At 56.6% G+C, this 20853-nt stretch carries 12 protein-coding genes; 3 read left to right on the top strand and 9 right to left on the bottom strand.

Annotated features, from left to right (window positions below; all coding sequences use genetic code 11):
• The first annotated feature begins 277 nt into the window (after positions 1-277).
• From MF268_RS07845 to MF268_RS07835, 3 genes are all read left to right on the top strand, one after another.
• The gene (locus MF268_RS07845) at positions 278-1210 is read left to right on the top strand and encodes a sulfotransferase family protein (RefSeq protein ID WP_238370349.1); all 933 of its coding nucleotides are present in this window, start codon (positions 278-280) and stop codon (positions 1208-1210) included.
• Positions 1211-1341: 131 nt separating this feature from the next.
• Positions 1342-3612: an exopolysaccharide transport family protein gene (locus MF268_RS07840; RefSeq protein ID WP_238370348.1), complete on the top strand. Its 2271-nt coding sequence runs from the start codon at positions 1342-1344 to the stop codon at positions 3610-3612.
• Positions 3609-4826: a polysaccharide biosynthesis/export family protein gene (locus MF268_RS07835; protein ID WP_238370347.1), complete on the top strand. Its 1218-nt coding sequence runs from the start codon at positions 3609-3611 to the stop codon at positions 4824-4826. Before MF268_RS07840 ends, MF268_RS07835 begins: the two co-directional genes overlap by 4 nt.
• A gap of 8 nt (positions 4827-4834) precedes the next feature.
• On the opposite strand, the gene MF268_RS07830 is transcribed toward MF268_RS07835, so the two are convergent.
• The 9 genes from MF268_RS07830 to MF268_RS07790 form a co-directional block, all read right to left on the bottom strand.
• Positions 4835-5701 carry a family 16 glycosylhydrolase gene (locus MF268_RS07830; RefSeq protein WP_238370346.1) on the bottom strand — a complete coding sequence of 289 codons (867 nt, stop codon included), beginning with the start codon at positions 5699-5701 and terminating at the stop codon, positions 4835-4837.
• Between the two features lie 3 nt (positions 5702-5704).
• Entirely contained in the window at positions 5705-6394 is a 690-nt protein-coding gene (locus MF268_RS07825; protein WP_238370345.1) for a sulfotransferase family 2 domain-containing protein, read from the bottom strand.
• A gap of 4 nt (positions 6395-6398) precedes the next feature.
• A complete protein-coding gene (locus MF268_RS07820; protein WP_238370344.1) occupies positions 6399-7898 on the bottom strand; it encodes an oligosaccharide flippase family protein in 1500 nt (499 codons plus the stop codon).
• A 341-nt stretch (positions 7899-8239) separates the two neighbouring features.
• On the bottom strand, positions 8240-8938 hold the full coding sequence (locus tag MF268_RS07815; protein WP_238370343.1) for a sugar transferase: 699 nt from the start codon (positions 8936-8938) through the stop codon (positions 8240-8242).
• Between the two features lie 227 nt (positions 8939-9165).
• On the bottom strand, positions 9166-10092 hold the full coding sequence (locus tag MF268_RS07810) for a hypothetical protein (RefSeq protein WP_238370342.1): 927 nt from the start codon (positions 10090-10092) through the stop codon (positions 9166-9168).
• Between the two features lie 73 nt (positions 10093-10165).
• Positions 10166-11335: a glycosyltransferase family protein gene (locus MF268_RS07805; protein WP_238370341.1), complete on the bottom strand. Its 1170-nt coding sequence runs from the start codon at positions 11333-11335 to the stop codon at positions 10166-10168.
• Positions 11332-13380, bottom strand: a complete 2049-nt coding sequence (locus tag MF268_RS07800; protein WP_238370340.1) for an acyltransferase family protein — start codon at positions 13378-13380, stop codon at positions 11332-11334. The genes MF268_RS07805 and MF268_RS07800 overlap by 4 nt, the downstream gene beginning before the upstream one ends.
• A gap of 96 nt (positions 13381-13476) precedes the next feature.
• Positions 13477-15087: a hypothetical protein gene (locus MF268_RS07795; RefSeq protein WP_238370339.1), complete on the bottom strand. Its 1611-nt coding sequence runs from the start codon at positions 15085-15087 to the stop codon at positions 13477-13479.
• Positions 15088-15101: 14 nt separating this feature from the next.
• Complete coding sequence (locus tag MF268_RS07790) at positions 15102-20573, bottom strand: PKD domain-containing protein (protein WP_238370338.1); 5472 nt, start codon at positions 20571-20573, stop codon at positions 15102-15104.
• Positions 20574-20853 lie beyond the last annotated feature (280 nt).

Here is a 20853-nt window from a genome sequence, read left to right as displayed (position 1 = left end):
CAGCCGCACGATGGCAAGAAATTCGGGCAACAAAGCCACAGATGAGCGATTTGGGGCGTTTCTGGCCTGTCTATGCGCGGTCAACCGGCCGCGTGCGAATTGTTCGTTGCCTGAAAAGCCATCAGCGCCTATCATAATGAAAATTTGTTATTGATTAAAAACTTAGTCCGGATCCAGCGATTTTCAGCTTCCGGACCCTGTAGAGTATAATTCTTTGGCTCAATTGGCTGCGCTTCACCCTGAATCCGAACTGCGCAATACTGCGTCGCAGCAAAGGTTGCCCGACTTCATTATTGGCGGTGCGCCTAAATGCGGAACGACTTCGCTTCACTTTATTCTGGATCAGCACCCGGATATCGGTATTCCCGACGAAGAGGTGCACTATTTCGATGCCGACGATCCAATCACCCATCCGGATTTCCTTTACGAGGAAAAGGGTTCGCTGAAATGGTGGGATCCAAGACCGCCTGCGCTGGATAATCTCAACTGGTATGCAGACCGGTTTGCCGTATTGGGAAATCCGCAATTTCTGGGTGAGGATTCAACAACCTACCTGATGTCCGAAGTGGCCGCTGCCCGGATCAACGCTTTGCTGCCCGAAGCCAAGGTCATTTTCATGCTGCGGCATCCGGTGGAACGTGCCTATTCCCAGTACTGGCATCTGATGAAGACTTCGCGGGCGACGGCTTCATTCGAGACGGCCCTGACGAAACACCCGCATATTTTGCTCGGTTCCAGCTTTTGCTCGGGTATCCGGCGGTTCCAGCATGTTCTGGGACAAGAGCGGGTCAAGGTGTGCCTGTTCGAAGATTTTCGGGCCGATATGCAAGGTTGCGTGGATTCGGTGACCGATTTCATCGGTGCCACCAGAATGAAAGTGGATCCCGAGCGATCGTGGTTCAATCGCACGATGTACCCGTCGAATATCGGTCTTCAGCGTCAGGCGAACCGGATAGGCCGACATCTGGTGAAAGGCCGCTATCACCGGCACATGGGCGGTGAACGGGGAATGCAGCGACGTGTCGAGGACAAGCTGCACTACTGGTGGTTTGCCCATGTCAATCCGCGACTGCTTCGGGCCGAAAGACCGCTCCCGATGAAAGAGGACACGCGCGCCTTTCTCGTCCAGCATTTGTCGACAAGGAACGCCGGGCTATCAGAGCTGCTGGGCCGTGACCTGTCGAATGTGTGGAAAGATATGACATGCTGAGTTTAATGCCTGCGACAAGAAAATACACCCTGAGGTTGTTTTTTGTTACCGTAGTGTGAATTGCTTAGAAAACCGGCTCGTGCCTTAATCATTGGAAGGGGTGCGAGAGAACGAATGGGAGCAGGACGAGTTTGAACCGCCAGTCTAATGCATTTTCCCTGATGATCGACGACCCGATCGACGCAACGCCGGTCGCCGCTCCCCTCGGATTCAACGAACTCTACCGTTTCTTCCGGCGTCGCTGGCTGTTGATCTGCTTGATTGCGACCCTGACCGTCATTCTGGCCGCGATGTTGCTGTCGAGCGTGACACCCCGCTACACGGCCACTGCCGAACTTACCCTGATCGACCAGCGTCAGCAGACGACCCCGATCACCGATCTCCTGTCCGGTGTTCCGCTAAGCCGCCAGCTTGTAGAGCAGGAAATCACCACGATGAATTCCAAAGCTTTCATGATCAACGTCGTCAAAACACTGGGGATCGACGAAAGCTCGCCCATTATCAATTCCGAGGCGGCACCGTCCCTGCCCCGCCGGGTGATTTCACGCATCAAAGGCTTTGTCGGGTCGATCCTCGCGCCTTCCCGGCCCGAACCGGCTGTCGAGAATGAAGAGCAGACCGCCGAGGATGACGCGGTCGTCGGTGCCGAGGAGATGACTCCGTCGCAGGCAGAGGCGTTTCGCGGCCTCGCCGAGGACATCCGGCTTTACGGGCCGGCCGCAGACAAGCTTGCCAGCAATCTCAACATCGCCCAGCGCGGCAATGGTTACGTGATCGAGGTATCTTCGACCTCGGACGACCCGAATACCGCCGCGCAGATCGCCAACGTCACGGCTACCGAATACGCCCGTTTCAGCCTCGATATTCGGGGGCAGTCCATCGAAGACCAGGTTCAACTACTGAGCGCGAGGGTCGAAGACCTTGGGCGTGATCTCGCCCGTGCCGAGAATTCGGTTGTCGACTTCCAGGAACAGTCCGTGGGCGCGGATAACGACAGCGTTAACCTGTTGAACCAGCAATTGCAGGACCTGTTCCGCCGTCTGGTCGAAGTACGTTCGGAAATTCTGCGCGCTGAAGCCCGCCACGACCTGATTGAGGAAATCATCCAGGAGTCAGGGGCGCTGAAGGCTTCGGAATTCCAGAATTCGCCGATCCTCATCCAGCTTCGCTCGCAACTGTCCAGCCGACGTATCGAGTTGAGCCGTGCAAGCGAGCAGTTCGGACCGAATAGCGGTCAGGTCTCTGCCATTCTGGCCAACAGTGAACGCATCGAAGAAGAAATCGAGATCGAGACCCAGAGGATTGTGGCGGAACTCGCGACTGAGGCCGAAGTCGGTCACGCGACCGCGCGCCTGATCGAGCGCGAAATCGACGCTCTGGAAGAGACAGTCATCAGCCGATCGCGCAGCATGGTCGAGTTGGGCAACTTGCGACGGATCGCTGACGCGAACCGCATTGCTTATGAACAGTTTCTAAACCTCGCAACGGAATCCGCGCAGTACCGGGCGCTTCAGCAGCCGACCATCCGGGTCCTGTCATATGCGGAAGTTCCTGAAAGCCCCAGCTCGCCCCGCTCGCTCATGACCATCGCGGTCGCTGGCCTCGCCGGCTTGATTATCGGCGTCAGCGTCGCGATCCTTTTGGAGATCCTGAACAACCGCATCCAGACCGTCGGGCAGTTGCGCCGGGTTTCGGGTCTGCCGGTCATCGGCAGTTTCTCCCGCATTCGCGCTTTCAACCCATTCGCGCGTCACAAGAAATCGGACGTGTATCATGCGGCGGGCGGTCGGCATCTGCTTAGCGAGGCGCGAAAGACCGCCTTGTTCCTGACAAGTTCGCTGGACCGCGATTCAGGTACCATATTGGTGACCTCCGCCGTCGAAGGCGAAGGCCGCACCGCCGTTTCCATCGCTATTGCGACCGCGCTCGCTCTGGACGGAGAGAGTGTCCTCCTCGTGAAGTCCGGCTCCGATGAGGCCAACTTTGGCAGTGGTGGCACATCTGAGGGTGAACCCACGGCATTCAGCATGCCGATTACCAGCAAAACGGGATATGATTATCTTCAATTTCCCGACCAATTGAATTCGTCAGAGGGCGGCCATCTGCGGCGCAAGATCAACGAGTTTCTCGAAGACCTTTCGTCGACTTACAATTACATCATCATCGCGGCGCCACCGGTGCTGTCATCGGGTGGCGGACTGGGTTTCGTCAAGGAATCCGATGCTGTCGTACTGGCCACGAAATGGAACGCGACGGCAGAACAGACGGTCGAGTCCTGCGTCGAGCGGCTGCGCGACCTGGGAACCAAGAACATGTACATGGTTCTGACGATGGTGAACCGCCGCAAGGAAGCCCAGTATGAGTACCGCGGTTTCAAGAACACACAAGTAGCACGCACATGATCAGACATGGCTTGAGAAATTCCGTCAAGGCATTGGCTCTCGCCCTGCTGGCCGCAACATCGGTCACGGCGGAAGAATACCTTCTGGGGCCGCTGGACGTGCTGTCGCTGCGGGTTGTGCTTTGGGACGAAAACGCGTCGACCTACATGCCCATGGAGGCCTTGAACGGAGAGTACCGGGTTTCCCCGGAGGGCACCATTTCCGTTCCCGTTCTGGGTATCGTTCCGGTTGAAGATCGTTCGCCGGATGAGTTGAGCGCCGAATTGGCGACGTCACTCAAGGAAACGGCAGGTCTGTACCAGCCACCGACGGTATCGCTGCAGATCTCGCAATATCGCCCGTTCTACGTGGGCGGCGACGTGGTGCGTCCCGGCGAGTTCATCTGGCGCCCCGGTCTGACGTCAAGCAAGGCGCTTGCGCTGGCCGGCGGCACGATGCGGCTGAGCAACGGATCGGACATGGACACGGTGCGCGACATCGCCTCGCTCCGCAGCGTGCAGGTCGAACTTGCTCGCTTTCTCGCAAGAGAAGCGCGGCTTGAAGCCGAGCTTGCGGGCCTGAATTCGATCGAATTCAGGAGAGATATGTCGCACCCGGACGGAAATGCGTCTCTTGAGAGGATATTCGACGAAGAGCGCGCGATCCTGGAAATCCGCGCTGAATCCTTTGAACGTGAGACGGAATCCAACAAGTCCTTGCTGGCGCTCTATCACACCGAGCTTGAAGGGCTTGAAGCGAAGCAAGAGGGACATAAAACGCAAATGGCACTTCTGCAGGAACAGGCCGACCGGATCAGGCAACTGGCCGAGCGCGGCACTGTTCCCCTGACCCGGCTGGACAGCATCGAAAGCAGCCTGTTGTCGCAAAGCGCCGAAGAGCTGGACCTGAACACAGCGATCTACCGGGCACGCCAAAGGATCGGGGAGACCGAAAGAGCGCAGTTGCAGCTTGCCGATAACCGACAACGGGACATCGTGAACCAGTTGCAAGAGACCCGGAGGTCCATCGAACTATCGACAAAACGAGAGTCGATGTTGATGACACTCGCTGCGACCAGCGGAGCGATGTCGCCCGAACTTCGCGTTGGTGTCACATCGAGAGTACGCCGAGAAAAGGATGGCGAGGTCGTTGTGCTGGAGGTGGGCCCGGATGACGCAATCTATCCTGGAGACATGATCGAATTCAGCATGGATCTCGCTCCGATCAGCCAATAGCCGGAACGCTACCGCACACTGACATTCCAGCCAGCCAGATCACTGCATTGCGGCGTATCGGCGCCGAGTTCCGCGTAGGAAACGCACTGGTAAAGCGCATTGCTCTCATCTTGTTCCTCGGAAACCGCGCCAGACCAATCCGCCTGACGGGGACCGCCAGCCCATAGATCGAAATAGATTTTCGCGGGCGGGCGCGGCACATTCTCTGCACCATCCGCGCGGTGAATTTCCTTACCGTCGACATACCAGACGATGGCATCGGGCGTCCATTCGAACGCGTAGAGGTGAGCCTCCTCCGCCGCGTCGAAACCGAGGTCGGCCCAGACGAGATCCTCAAAAGGTTCACCTTCGACAAACCGGTTCAGGAAGACTTTTTCGGTATCGCGGCCCAGAAATTCGAAATCGATTTCTTCATGCGTGTGGCCAAAGTAGGGGCCGGTATAGACGTAGAATGACGAAATCATCCCGTACCCCGCGCCTGCCCGCATGACGACCTCGTACCTGCCGTATCCAAACCACCCGCGCCGCTGCATCTGGCCGCTGACATAGGGTTTAAAGGTCTTGCCCGCCGTCAGAAGCGTCCCGTCATCCGCGTCCATCTCCTCCCGGCTGACGATGTTTTCATCGGCCGTGGGCTTCAGTTGAAGCTTGACGCCCTCCGGCCCAACAACAGTTCCTTCTTTGCGCCAGCCCGTCTGGAAAAGATCCGCAGGATGGTCGTATTCGGCGACCCACCAATCATCATTCAGGCCGACCACAGGAAACACGCTAAGGAAAGGCTCTCCCATGCGTTTCTGCGCAGATGTCATCTGGGCGGTCGCGACAATCGCTGTGGTCAATACAAGCGCACGGTAGAAGGGTACTTGGAACGTCATTGGTCAGAACTTCCAATTGAACAGAGCAATTTCGTGCGAAAATTCCTTTTGAATTCTTTCGCGCTGAGCGTCGCTGAAGACTTCCCGGTAGGACCGCTTGTCGGTGCGGATGCCTGCCTTTGCGTTGGGTAGTCCTTCGTATTTCATCCCGAGTTCATCGTACAAGGCGCTAAGATCAGCTTCCAGTTGGTCGTACCGCAAGACGCGATCGACAATCACCTTACCTTGGGCGTCGCAATAGAACCGGGCGTTGTGGCAGAAAATTCCGCGTTCGAGGTATTTGTCCAGTGTCAGCGTCGGGTCATAGCGCTGATGCCAGTCCGCATGCCTGAACATCTGGAAATGCGAAAGCGTCTTGTCCCACGGGTTTCTCTCGACACAGATTTTCAGATAGCTGTCCCAGATTTCCCTTGGCAGGCGAGCCCGGGCAAACCGGGCGGGGATGTGATTGTAGAATTTCTCACGGCGGCGAAATTCGACAAGGTTCTTCCGAAGATCTTCGCGCGAACGAACTTCGCGCCATGGCGGGAACCATCCGCGAAAGTTCCGAGGCTGATGTCCCTGCACTTCGGGAAAGATCGGTGTCACGATGGCGTTGGGGCCACATGACTTGGCCAGCATCGCTTCGACACTGGTGCCCGCTGTCTTGAGTGTCTTGATGAAAATCAGCTTATGCTCATGCGATACGATCATGTTTTCAGGCGACAGTCGGCACCGGGCGCTGCAGCCAGGCAACATCGAATTTCAGCGCCCGACTGGTCAGCGCCGCCGTGATCAGCACAGCGACGAGCATTTCGGCGATGACAATCGCGGCCAACAGAACCTGATTTTGAATTTCCTGAACGATCCAGATGAGGTGTACAAAGCAAACACCAACACCGACCAGGGTCGGGATGATCAGCGTACGCACTTCCTGCATCAGGCGGACAGGGACGCAGCGGTTGATGAAAGTCCAGTAGCGGAGGAGATAGGCAACTGCGAAAAGGCTTCTGACGATAATCGCCGCCTCAAGACCAAATGGGAGCGCGACAAAGAACAGCACGGTCCCGATAGCGAACCGCTCGACAGACATGCGAAACCGCATGCCGGTCTGGTTCATTACCATAAAGACCCGCCCTCCAGGTGCGATCAGCGCTTCGACAATCAGAGCAGGAACCGCCAGTCCGAAAATAACAGAAACCGGCGCCCAGTCTTTGGACAGGAGCACGACAAAAACCGGAAGACCGGCGGCGGCCAATATCGCAAAGGGCGGTATAATCAAGGTCGCGAGCAGCCGGGTCGACGCGATATAGGATCGTCCGACATCCGTGTCGCCTGCGCCATTGTGGTACTGTCTTGACATCAGAACCATGGCAACCTGCGACAAGGGGCCGGCGATGGCCAGCCGTGGCAACCGCGCCACCCTTTCGGTCATCGCCCAAAGCGACACGGCCGTATTGCCGAACATCTGCCCAAAGGCGACTACGGGGATTTGTTTGTCCAACGTCATCACGAACGAGAAAAGCAGCGTATCACGGCCGAACCGGACATGAGGCTTAAGAAGCGAAGTCCTGAACACCATTCGGGGTACAAAGCCCGACAGGTACCAACTTCCGATGGCCTTTGTACCAAGCAAGGTGACCTGTTGCGCCACCAGCGCCCAGTACCCGGCCCCCATGAATGCCATGACGACCGCAACAATCGCGCTGACCAGCCCGGAAAGCACGATGAGGATGGATATGAGACCAAAGCGGTTGCCCCATTCGATCGAAGCCTGCGGCACAGATGTCAGGGCTTGCAGGAACGGCAGCATTGCCAGGCAGACGATCACACCGGTAAGCCGTGGTTCATCCATGAAACCCGCGTAGAGCGGCGCGACAACAGCGAGGCAGCCGGAAATTAGCACCCCAACGAATGTAAGAAACCAGAAAACGGTGCTCCATTCATCCGGATCGATCTTGCCGACCCGGACGAGCGACCTGCCAATACCCGCATCGCTGACGATATTTGCAAAAACCACAACCACCATTCCCAGCGCCATGATGGCGAAATCATCGAAGCTCAGAAGCCGGGCAAGGATGGGCAGGCTCAGGAATTGTAGGAAGACAGAAGCACCGCGCGCCGCCACAAGAAAACGGGTGCTCGCGAAAAAGCCCGAAGTCTCGTCCCTGGACGCCTTTGATTTGCGGTTGGAATACCACACCCGAACGGATCTCATGGCAGATTTCCGCCTTCCCCGGTGGAAATGTGCAGTTTCGCGCCTATCTTATCGCCCAACATGACAACAGCAGACGACATGGTGCTTGCGCTACGTTGATCTCCGGGAGGCCGACGGGCAGATACGAACAATGTGGATTTTACGCCCATTTGTGATAGTACTTTTGTTTGTAGCGGTGGCGGGAGTCACGGCCTACTCCATGGGGTCCGATAACGTCATTCTGTGGACCCTTGCGGGCTGGATTGCATCCGGACCGGTTGTTTTGGTCGACGCGGTACTCCGTAGAAAATTCAAAACGCAACAAGGCGAAGACGACCTCGACGAAAATGCTGCCGAGACCGTCAGTAAGCGCCACGCTGGTTAAAGCTCAGAAGTTTCCAGACTGTTTTCGCGACTATCGACAGATCCCGCCGAAGCGAACCGGTGCGGATATAGTCAAGATCCAGAGCGACACGTTCGTCATACGAAGTGTCTGATCGCGCTCCCGCTTGCCAAGGCCCCGTCAGCCCCGGACGCACAGACAGATAAGCGACGCGCTGAGCGCCATAGTACTTCAGCTCGTCCTTCACGATGGGTCTGGGTCCGACCACGCTCATGTCTCCGAACATCACATTGAAAATCTGCGGCAGCTCATCAAGGCTGCTCGAGCGCAGAATGTGTCCAATGCCGGGGACAATTCGCGGGTCATCTTTCAATTTGCGCGTGGCCAGCCATTCAAGGCGCATTTCCGGGGAGTCCTTGAGGACGGCCTCAAGAACATTGTCCGCATCCATTATCATGGTACGGAATTTGTAGCACTTGAACTCGCGCCCGTTCTTGCCAATTCGTTTATGCGCAAAAATGACCGGCCCGTTGTCCATGAACTTCAGCAAGATAACGATGGTGAAAAATAAAGGTGCAAAAGCAACCATCATGGAAATAGAAAAAAGCAAATCAAAAAGACGCTTGTGAAATGCGCCGGTGGTCCAATTGCTAAAATCCTGGGAAGCTTCGGAGAAGAAATACTCTCCATCTGGCACGCGTGCGAACTCGTCCTTCATTGCAATACCCCCAACAACATTATAAAAAATCAGCTTGTCACCTCCCGCACACGGTAGGTAACATATTCATTAACGACGGTGCGTCCTGAAATACAGACGCCTTCTAGAATCTCTTAATCCTTTATTAACTTACGCCAGCACATACCTCCGACCAAGCCAAATTTTGCCACATTTCCATATTTTAAGGGAATGTCAGTAATAATAGCGCTGGATAAACAGCGGATCGATCACTTTTTTTGCGCATGCGGCATTGGATGCTCATCATAAATAGTTATCCCGAAGTCCGAAATGATTCGTGACATGCGTTGAACCTGCTTGTCAGTGAAAACTTCCTGCCACTTACGAACCTGACGCTCCGGACTGTGGCTGAGGCTTTCGCCCTGCGTCATGCGGCTGGCTTTCTGAACCTGTTCTTTGGCGATGCCAGGAACGGTTTCGCCCCATGAACCAAACAGCCGCGCAACTTCCGTGGCAGGGTCCAGCGATAAAGTCTCATAATGCATTCGCACATAGTTTGCGTCATAGTCGGGATCGTCGAGACAAGGCTTTTGCGTTCTGCACCACATCGCGACAATACGCTCTTCGTCGTTTTCCAGCCCTTTTATATAATTCGTACTTTCGGTGAGTTCCCGAGAATACCTGTCCGAATTCAATGTCTCCAACATCTTCTCAGTCCCAAAGTTCCCCATCTTTATTTGCGAAGCCGCAATTGCGAAGGGATGGCGAAGAAAATGAATTGGCCGGCGGCGAAATTGTATCTTTCGCACCATCCACGGCAGGAACGCATTCGCGCGGCAGCATTTGACGATCAACTGCTGCGCAGAAATGAACTCGCGGACGGGGTTGGCCCAGCCCGTCCATTCATTGATCACCTGCCCCGTAAGCACATCGCGGATGAACCGCTCGGCCTCGGGCCAGTCTGCATCCGCCGGGATATACTGACGCCACGAAAATCCGACCTCTCTTGCACGGGGCACCTTGTCGAGGTGGAACGGCTCCCAGATCACGGCACTTGGCGTGGCCGAGACGAGCAACTCGCTTAACCATGTCGAACCGCTACGCGGATCGCAGGACAGCACGATGGCGTCTTCCGGTCTGAAACCGCGCATTTTGAAGCTGGAAGATATCAGCGCAGATCGAATGACGTGTTTCATGACCGCTCTAGACTCCGGAAGTACCAGAAATCAACGCGCCCAGGCGTTTTGCAAAGATCGTCCACTTCAGCCCTCACCGCCCTACTCCAAGATCCGACCGCAAGTACTCACGACGGCGCATCATACCGATGGTTTTTCGCAAGACAGTCACAGGTGAGGCAAAGGCCGGGCAGGCAGGGGCTATCTCGCCTCTGCCGGAGGTCAAAGCGGCCAGACGATCCATGATCGAACGAATGTCATGGCGTTTCGCGACGGCGTCGCGGGCACGTCTGGCGAGCGCCCGCGCCTCTTGCGGATTGCGCCGCAGTTTTTCGATGACAGCGGCCGTTTCCTCTGGCTCACAATAGATGGCCAGATCACCAAAAGTGGCCTTGATACGAGGATCCAGAACGCAGACACACCCGGACAGCATGGCTTCGGCAACTGTCCTGCCAAAGGTTTCGCTCCAGTCCGGGTGGAAATGATAGACAAAAACATCGAGACGGTTGAGGAACGCTGGCACCGGTTCCTGATCGAAATCGAGGAGCGTCCAGTCGGAAAGCTCGACGCCCATGGCAAGCAATCTATCCTTGGGGCATCCCATCACGGCGATCTGAGTGTCCTGCAGGACGGGCAGGCTCGCGCGGATCTTCGAGGCGCTGTTCGGCCATTTCAATGGATCCGCCCGTCCGTGACGACCGATCGTGACGGTTTTGCTGTCAAAAATTTCACGTTCCGACCCCCACTCGGTGACGTCGAAAAGGTTCGGCCAGTCCGCCGGCGACAGTCGTATCAAAGGATGGAAAGACTGAAGATGCTTTCGGCACAGGCCGGAGACCGGTAGCCAAACCGGGGCTAGGCCGGTGTCACGCTGTACACGATGTGACGTTGTTACCGGTTCATATTGCAGCGATCCGTCACCCCGGAACGGCATATGGTGCGCCACGAGAAACGCGCGGTCCGATTTGATGCGAACCTTGGTTTCAAGCCCGTAAAAAAACGTCATCGGATGATGCAGAAAGACAGTATTCGCCTCAATTTCCTGCTGTGAACACGCCGGAAAGACGTGCAGGCGCCGGTCCTGAACCAGTTTTTCCATCACCTTGCTGCGCGGGCCCGGGTCCTTGGCGAGATAGGGGCTTTGAACTTCGCACAGGCCGACCGACAGCCCGGCATTAAGCATTGCACCGATATCCGTTGCCACGGCCGATGCGGTGCCGCCCGCAAACCTTGGGTCCATGACACAAAGAACATCAAGCATCATGGCATTGCATTCCTCGTTGCCGGAGCGGCTGACGCAGTCTTTCCGGTTTCGATGATCTTGTCGATGCTTTCGCCGAACAGCCTAGCCCCGACCGAGCTCAGGTGATCGTCGTCATGATAAAGCGGCTCGCCGTTCCGGCTGGCACGGCAAAGCACCGCATCGCAAAGGATTTCGTCTGAGCGGATTGGAATGGCACCGTGACGCTCGGCGATATCATTAAGCCCTTTGATGATCTTTTCGTTGCGGGCGTCATAGAGCGCCCGGTCAACGCCAAAATCCTTGAGCTCCCGATGCTGCAACGCCAGTTTTGCCAGCGTTTCCGGCACGCGATAGCCCATTTCGGGAATCGGATAAATCAGCGCGACGCGCATACCATTGGAACGCAGGGCTGACACCGTCTCTTCGATCTTGTACAATAGTTTTGAAAGACGGTCCGCTTCTGGCCAAGCTCCTGTTTGCGCGTCGGAATACCTGGTTGGCGGCCAGTCCCGCTCTGCCAGTCCGTAATCCGATAGATACCCCTTTGCGGCGAGAGCATAGCGGGCGACGATGAAAACAGTATCGACCTCTGGCGTGTTCAGCAAAAACGCCATCGCGCCATCGCCATACTCCTCACAGCCGCCATTGCCCCCATCCGCCCGTTCCGTATCGGTCACGGGCAGACAGCCCGCTCGCGAAAGATAGCCGATATTGCTGCCCGTGCGCTTTGCTGCGGCTTCAATTTCAGGCAAAAGCGCCGCGGCATGGCTGTCGCCCCAGATCATGACCGTCGGGATCTGCCCAGGTGTTCCAAAGACACAAGGATCGTCGGGCGCGCGCCATTGCTCAAACCGTCCCGTACATTCACGTAGCTTCGGATGCTTATCGAGCTCGAAAGCCGCAAGGCGGACGGTTTCCTTCGGCAGCCGCCAGCCCCACCCGTGTCCCGCGACAATCATTGCAGCGACAAATGAGACCGCGACCATACCCGCAGCCGATCCTGCAAAAATGGCGCGACGGGAGACATGACTGTGATTGCGGGCACCCGGAACACGGTTACCCCGGAATGGCGCCTCAATATAGGTCCATGAAAGCCAGGCGAGAAAGATCGACAGCCCAACAACGAGCACACAGCCCAGCGCATCGGGGCGGTCCAGCGTAAACTGTTGGTAAAAAACGATAACCGGCCAATGCCAAAGGTACAGGGAATAGGAAATAAGACCAATAAATACCATGACCGGCAGCGACAGGAACTTCTCGAACATGGTGTCGCCATGACCGCCAACGGCAATCACCAGCCCTGCCCCAAGACAGGGAAGCAGGGCGGCATAGCCCGGGAACACGGTGGCTTCGTCGAACGTCACGACGGCCAACAGGATCATGGCCAGCCCGGCAAGACCAAGCATCTCTCTCAGCGGTCGGCTGGCGGAACTTCGCGGCATCCACAGCGCGATCAGCGCGCCAATACCCAACTCCCATGCACGCCACGGCAACAGGTAATAAGCCATGTCCGCTTTGCTGGCCGTGGTAAAAACGCTCAGCGCCACGGATATCAGCGTCAGAACCGCGATAATGGCGCCGGGGCGTCGCCCCAACGCTGCCAGCAGCATCATCAGCGGCGGGAAAAAGATGTAAAACTGCTCCTCGATTGCCAGCGACCATGTATGGAGAAGCGGCCTTTCGTAGATGCCCGGGCTGAAATAGCCGGTGTCTGAATAAAACAGCAGGTTCGAAACAAAGAGCATCGCGGCCGCGGCCGACTTTGCGGTTTGCTCGAACTCGCGCGGCATGAACAGGAAGAACGCCGCGATCAAGGTCGCAACGACAACTGCGATGAGGGCGGGAAGAATACGCCGCGCGCGTCGCTCGTAGAAGCGGAGGATCGAGAAATCGCCTCGTTCGACCTCCCGATGGATGATGGAGGTGATCAGAAACCCGGAAATGACAAAAAACACATCGACACCGACATAGCCGCCCGACACGCCCGAGACATCAGCGTGGAACAGCACGACGGGCATCACCGCGATGGTACGCAACCCGTCAATATCAGGTCGGTAGGATTTCAAGACCGGTCTCTTCCTTCAAGCTGGCTGCGACCCGTGATCGGCATATGTCGAAAAGCCTGATGTTACATGTGACTTCGAATAAACGCGCGGCCGTTATCAGGTTGGGCAAGTGCGGCGGTAATAGGTAAAAACGATAGGATCTCCTGGACGACCTGATCTGCGCATATCCTCGGGGACCGGCAGTTGCTGGGTCGCTTTCTCGTAGCAGGTCTGAAACTCGGGATCGCCGCGAAGCTCGACCCCGGTCAGGAACCATTTTTCCGCATCGGCAATATCGATCCCTTCGGATCCACCGAAGATAATGTAATCGGGCTTGCGAGACAGCACGTATGCGCCGTCCCCCTTGGCGTGGCCTGGCATCCGTTGGCGTCTTGCCAGCACGGGCACATCCTCGCGCTTGGCGATCGTCCGGTCGTTGAGGCCAAGCATATCGATGTAGACGTGATTGTCGGCGTAAAAAGGCGTCGAACCGGCGGTGTTCAATCCAACCAATGATCCGGCAGGCCACGCGGTCGCGATGTACTTACCGACGATGGTGCCATTGAACGCGGCCCAGTCCATTTTGAAGGATCTCGCGTTAATTGCTGACAGGGCGAACAGGCACAGGCTGCCGAGAATGGCATAGGTCCGCAGTCTCTCGGGCAATGCCCGGATCGAAACGACCAGCAAGATTGCCGCGAACCCGACAATCGGCAGGATGACCCGCGACGCCGCCATGTGATCCCCGCCCGACCATGTGACGTAAAGCAGGAACCCGAGAATTGTGAAAACAAGCCCAGAGGCAAGCCTTGAGGTTTGCCGGTGAAACGCGGCGACAAAGAACGCCAGACCTGCGAGGCTGAGCACAGGCAGATACAACGCACCAGTAACAACTAGATACTCGCTCACCTTCTGAAGCCGGTGGCCCAGCTCAAGCCCGACCTTGGCGTGGAAAGTGTTTGGCAGAAAGTCCCCATAATAGTCCAGACGCCAGATCATGTGGACAAGCACGGCCAGCAGGGGAATGCCGCCCGCAACGATCATCCGGGCAAAACGTTTCGACGCCCGCCCGGCCCCGAAGAAGAAAAGCGCCAGCGAAAAAGCCGCGATGACGATCACTGCGTCCGGCCGCACAAGGGCCGCGGCTGCAAAGAAAACCCCGCTGAAAGCTGCAAGCCCATTTGTCTGCGGTCGGTTCTGACGCTGAAAATAGCAAACCGACAAGGCCATGCCCCAAGCCAGGAATGCTGCAACGACAGGTGCCTCGAGCCCGCCGAAAACCCAGACGGACAGGGAGACATTGCAGACGACGGCCGCATAGGCCAAGGCCTGCAAATGCGGTGCTTCGGGCATTATGCGACGCGCCGCGTACACCACTGCGGCGACCAGCGCTATTGCGGACAGGATGTTAATCAGCTGGATTGCCAGTATGGGTGTGATGCCCATTTCCATCATGAAAGAGGTCATGATTACGTAGAGGAAATTCGTATACCCTTCGACGCGGTCGCCAAGGTTCCACGACAAATCGCCATGCTCGACGAAGTGCTTCGCATACCGCAGCGAGATGAAGGCGTCATCGTGAAGGAACAAGTGATTGCGCCAGATATTGACCGCCGCAACCAAGGTGCCAAACCCGGCAATCACATAGGCTGCAGTCTCTTCGCTCAACCTGAGGGAAGACGGTATCATACGGTCTCGCGCGCTATCGTTCACGAGACCAGAAGGCATGTCATGCGGCTTTGTCACGCCCCAAACCAATCCGAGAACTCGATCCAGTCGACTCCAGCGACCGAAGCGTAGGACAAATCACCCGCTGTTTCCGCATTGCCGGTCGAATCGATAACGAACGTATCGTCATCGAACTGGTAATAACGAAGCAGATCTTCGGCATTCGAGGCGACCTCTTGGTTCATATAGTTTGCGATTTCAGAGGCACTTCGCGCATCATCCCAAACCCGGAATTCGTCCAGCGTGCCGGAGAGGGCCTTTGTCGCGCGCACGTTTGTCGCTAACCGCTCGATCAGAAGATCTCCGTCCAGTGCAAGTGTGGAAGTGCTGTCGAGAACTCCGTTCATGTAGATGCTGAAATCGTTGCCCTCCCGAACAAGCGCCACGTGATTTGCGACTCCATTCGAGGTGAGCGCCGTGTTGGCCACGATGGCATCACCGCCACTGACGATCTCGGTCGAATACAGACGCGCGAGACCGGCATGGAAGTTGAAGTCGTTGCCAAATACACCGTCCGTCGAGGGATCATCACCCGGTGTGTCATCATACACCCCGCCGGCAAAGGCGGAGTCATACTTGTTGGTGTTGGTGCCCGGATTGAGGGCGATCCAGAACTCGACCGTAAAGTCGCCTGCAACCGAAATATCCTGAATATCCAGTCCAGATCCGCTGTTGACCGAAGCCAGCGCACCGCCCGGGTTTGACGGCGCACTTTGCACGTTGATTTCTGCGGTCACGATGTTCGACCACGTGCCTTCATTGTCCTGAACGCGATAGGTAAAGCTGTCTGTTCCCTCGAAATTCGGATCGAACGTCGCGTACTCGGCGTGGCCATAATGACCGGCAGGCAGGCCACGGTCCGCCAGTTCCTGCGCCGTATCCATAATCTCGACCGTACCGAAACTCGGCCCGCTGACAATCTCGACGAGCTGCATGTTCAACGATCCGTCCGGATCATAGTCGTTGTCGAGAATATGCAGATGGTTCGCCACCGGATCGAAGCCGACTGGCAGCGTAAAGCTGTCGGCCACCGCCACCGGAGGGGCGTTGCCCACGTCGATGGAGACTTCGTTGAACACCGTCTCGGCGCCCAGCTCATCGGTCACGGTGAGCGACACGTTGTAGAAACCAATCGAGCCATAGGTATGCTCTGGGGCCGCGAGCGTCGAGGTCGTCCCGTCGCCGAAGTCCCAGAAATAGCTGAGCGTATGGCCCTCGGCATCGGTCACGTCCGACTCGAAGGTCACCGTATGAGGCGCGCTGGCCGAACTATCCTCGCCCGGATCGAGCAGGATGCCCGCGCCGGAAGGTGCGGTGTTCACATTGCCCGATCCATTGATCGTCAATGAGATAAAGGCCGCATCCGTATCGGTTCCATCTCCGATGGTATAACCTATGGTCGTTGTTGCGCTCTCGCTGGAACCAAGGCCCGTAAAGTCGAAATCTCGATCCTTGAATTCGATACTGCCATCCGATCCGATGCGAAAGAAACCACCATTGTCGGCACGTATCTTGAGCCGCCCCTGAGAGTCGAAACTCGTGGTGCTATCCGGCACGTCGAAAGGCTTGAAGCCGTCCAGTTGCAAGAGGTTCAGGGCACCGTCGCTCGTATCGTTGTCAAATACATTGCCCGATATCTGAACCCAGCTGCCGCTGGCAATATCCGCCACCAAAACCGAATAGCCGTCATCAACCGCGTCCAGCGTCAGTACAGGCGCATTCTGAACAACGATCTCAGCGGTCACGATGTTCGACCACGTGCCTTCATTGTCCTGAACGCGATAGGTAAAGCTGTCTGTTCCCTCGAAATTCGGATCGAAAGCGGTGTATTCGGCCTGACCATATTGCCCGGCGGGCAGGCCACGGTCCGCCAGTTCCTGCGCGGTATCCAAAATCTCGACCGTGCCGAAACTCGGACCGCTGACGATCTCAACGACCTGCATGTTCAACGATCCGTCCGGATCGTAATCGTTGTCGAGGATGTTCAACTGGTTCGCCATCGGATCAAAGCCGACGGGCAGAGCAAAGCTATCGGCGACCGCCACCGGCGGCGCATTGCCCACGTCGATGGAGAGCTCGTTAAACACCGTCTCGGCGCCCAGCTCATCGGTCACGGTAAGCGACACGTTGTAGAAGCCAATCGAGCCATAGGTGTGCTCGGGTGCCGCGAGCGTCGAGGTCGTCCCGTCGCCGAAGTCCCAGAAATAGCTGAGCGTATGGCCCTCGGCATCGGTCACGTCCGACTCGAAGGTCACCGTATGAGGCGCGCTGACCGAACTGTCCTCGCCCGGATCGAGCAGGATGCCCGCGCCGGTCGGCGCGGTGTTCCCCGTCCCTGCCCCGGTGATTGTCAGAGAAAGAGAAGCCTCATCCATGTCATCGCCATCGGCGATCAGATAGCTGATGCTTGTCGTGATGCTCTGACCGGCGGTCAGACCAGCAAATTGCAGATCACGGTCACGGAATTCGACCGTACCATCAGCATTGACGCGGAACTGTCCGCCCTGATCGCCCCAGATCCACCCGAACTTGTTGCTTGAATCGATCGTGTCGTCGGTTTTTGGAGCGCCGGTAATCTTGTATCCGTTCAGACCAACAACGCTGAACGGATCACCGGTCGGGTTGTCGTCATTCAGCAGTACATTGCCGATGGTCTGGATCTGGTTACCGTTTAGCGATGCGAGATCCCGCGCGAACGTATCGTCTTCGGCATTTACCGGCCCGACCACATCCGTTTGTGCGTAAACGGGCCGCAGAACGCTATCCGTCTCGGGTACGATGAATTGACGCGATGTGCTGGTCAGCGACGGGTCATCCTCCCAATGGGAGAATTCCCAAAGAAAACCCGCATCTATATAGGACGCCTGAACCGAAACCGTATGTTCAAATCCAATGATGTTGTCGCGAACCTGATCGCCCGAATACCCGATACCGTCGATATAGAAGTTGAAGCCAGAGACTTCGGGCATGTCGTAGGTCGTGTTCGATTCTTCCGGGAAAATTGTCACGGATTTCGTGGTACGCAGACCGCTGCTGTCAATGGCGGTCAGGGAAACCTGATAGCCGACGTTTTCATAATAGTCGTGCCCGTCGGTCGGGACCACGAAGCTGAAGCCGCCCGGCGTATTTTCGACAGCAGAAACTTCGGGGTGGAAATGCTCGTTATGAGCTAAGTTCACCGACCAGAAAACATCCTCACCGGTCAGCACGCCATCGTTGGCATCAAAGGCCGACCCGGTGAAGGTGATGGTTTCGCCAGCCCGGAACGTCTGTCCCTGGGTGGGCGCGTTGATGGTCACAACCGGCGCTTCGCCAACCGTGATGACCTTGGGATTGTAGACCGTCTGCGCGCCATTGGCATCCGTTACGATGAGTTCGACCGTGTACTGGCCTTCGGAGGTGTAGGTATAGGTGGGGTTCATATCGGTTGAGGTCGCCCCGTCTCCGATCCCGTCCCCGTCAATATCCGGTCCATCACCAAACGACCATTCATAGGTGATCGCATCGCCGTCCGGATCGAAAGCATCAGTTTCGAAGGTAACTGTATGCGGGGCGGTCAGACTGGCTTCCTCGCCCGGATCCAGAATGATCCCCGTTCCTCCCGGCGCGGTATTGGTAGAACTGTACTCCAGCCGGTTCACAGCACCTTCAAAGTTAAAGATATTACCGGTCTGGAACGTGGTGATGTAATACAGCGTCCCGTCCGGGGCTTCGGCAAACGTCAGGACCTGACCGGTCGCGTTCTTGAAGTGATTGTCCGACACGACAACCGGTTCGCCAGAGGAATAATCAACCTCGAGATAACGGATCCAGTTCCGTACCCAGTCACCATAAAAATAAGCGCCTTGGAATTCTTCGGGAAAGTCCGAGCCGCGATAGACGACACCGCCCGAGATGGAGGAGCCAGAGTCACCGTAGCTGGGCAACTGATCCTGCCCCGGTGCCGAGGCGTGAATGTAGCTGTGAACCGGGTTGCCCGGATCATCGGGATCGGACAGATAACCTTCCTCGCTCGGCCATCCCATATTTGCGCCGGGATAAGCGATATGCACATCCTCGCTGGCATAACGGCCGTTCCCGCCAACCTCGCCGATCCAGAGCGTGCCGCTGTCCTGATCGTATTCCGCCCGGAACGGGTTGCGCAGACCATAGCTGTACACGGTTGTCAGAACGCCCTCGGGGTCGATCGCCGTGTTTGCCGCGCTGGTCGAGATGGCGGTCTGTGTATTGATCCAAGGCGTGTAGGTCGCCGCGACAACCGGATCGTAATAAGGGTTGTCGGTCGGGATCGACCCGTCCGTCAGGTTGATCCGGTGAACCTTGCCGTCATCATGGGTCAGATCGGCCGCATTCTCGCCCTCGAATTCCTCGCCAACAGTGATGTAAAGCTTGTAGGGGCTGGGATCATTCGCATCGATGGGTTCATAGGCCACGGCAAGGCCGCCGCCCTGATGGTCCTTTTCAGAATAGGTATCGAATTCCCGCCAAAGCACGGTTTCCGAGGAGATATCGCCCGTGCTTGTCGATCCGCCCGCGTTTTCCTGATGCTGGAACCGCGAAACCGTTGTCCGCTGTTCATCGAGGTTTGTGTAAAGCAGGTAGAAATAGCCGTTGTCGTCAAAGTTCGGATCGACCACGACGTTCAGCAGACCTGCCTCGCGCGAATTTTCGACCTGCGCGCTTAGGTCCATGTAAAGGGTCTTGGTACTATTCGCGACACTCGGATCCTCGATCAACAGCACTTCGCCGCTCTTCTGTATGACGAGGGCGCGGCCATCCGGCAGGAAGGCAAGGTCAGTGGGCAGCACCAGCCCGGTCACGACCTTAGTGTCAATGAAGCCACCGACATCGCCGACGGGCGTGTCAAAGACGGTATCGTCCTGAATGATCGATGTGCCGGTCGGCGGATGCAGATCATGACCCGTTTCGGCGTTGCCGGTCGCGTCGACAATATGCCCAATATCATCGTCAAAGCGATAATATCGTTCAAGCCCGACCGGCACCCCGCCAGAGAGGTTCAGCGCCCCGTCAGCATTGGCCAGAACTTCGGCTCCGGGCCGGGCCAACGACCATATCCTGACCTCGTCCAGCCGACCTTCAAGTGCTCCGGCCACGCTGGTGGCCAAAGTCGAGATATTGAAGACGTCCGTATAATTCGTGGTAGTCGAATTCGCGTCATTCACTCCGTTGACATAAAGACGGACAACGCCGCCTTCGCGAACAAAGGCAATGTGGTTCCACTCGCCGGTGTTCAGCGCGCTTGTACCAACAACAACATCCCCCCAATTGGCGTCATAAAGCCGTGGAATACCGCCAAAAAAGTTGATGTCATTGCCACCATCGATGTTCGAAGAAACGATACCGTCGTTCTTGGCAATCTCCGATCCCGGCTCGAAGTACACGTTGAATTCGATTGTGAAGTCGCCGCTAAGCGCGATATCTTCAATATTTACACCGACATTATCGGTTTCCAAAACATAATTCATTTAACATCCGCCACCAAAAATGTCGCAAGAAATTATACGCTGAACATGAGCCCGAAAGCCGCTCAACGCCAATATCGAAATTTTCTTCAAATCGGCTCACCCAAGCGCCCCCTTAAAACGGAGCAAAGATGAGCGTAGTCCCACCACGGCTAACAATACAGCCAATTTACGTGATGTCAGGCTATACAACACCAGCAACCGAGTCAACGAAACCTTGATCAACCTATACGTGCGCAAGTCCTTGAAAGCGGGGGTGTTTCCAAAATGAAAAGTCGATTTT

Source organism: Heliomarina baculiformis, assembly GCF_019966545.1.
GTDB classification, from domain to species: domain Bacteria; phylum Pseudomonadota; class Alphaproteobacteria; order Rhodobacterales; family Rhodobacteraceae; genus Heliomarina; species Heliomarina baculiformis.
The sequence above is the reverse complement of the archived record's forward strand: the minus strand, read 5'-3'. Positions and strand labels throughout refer to the sequence as shown.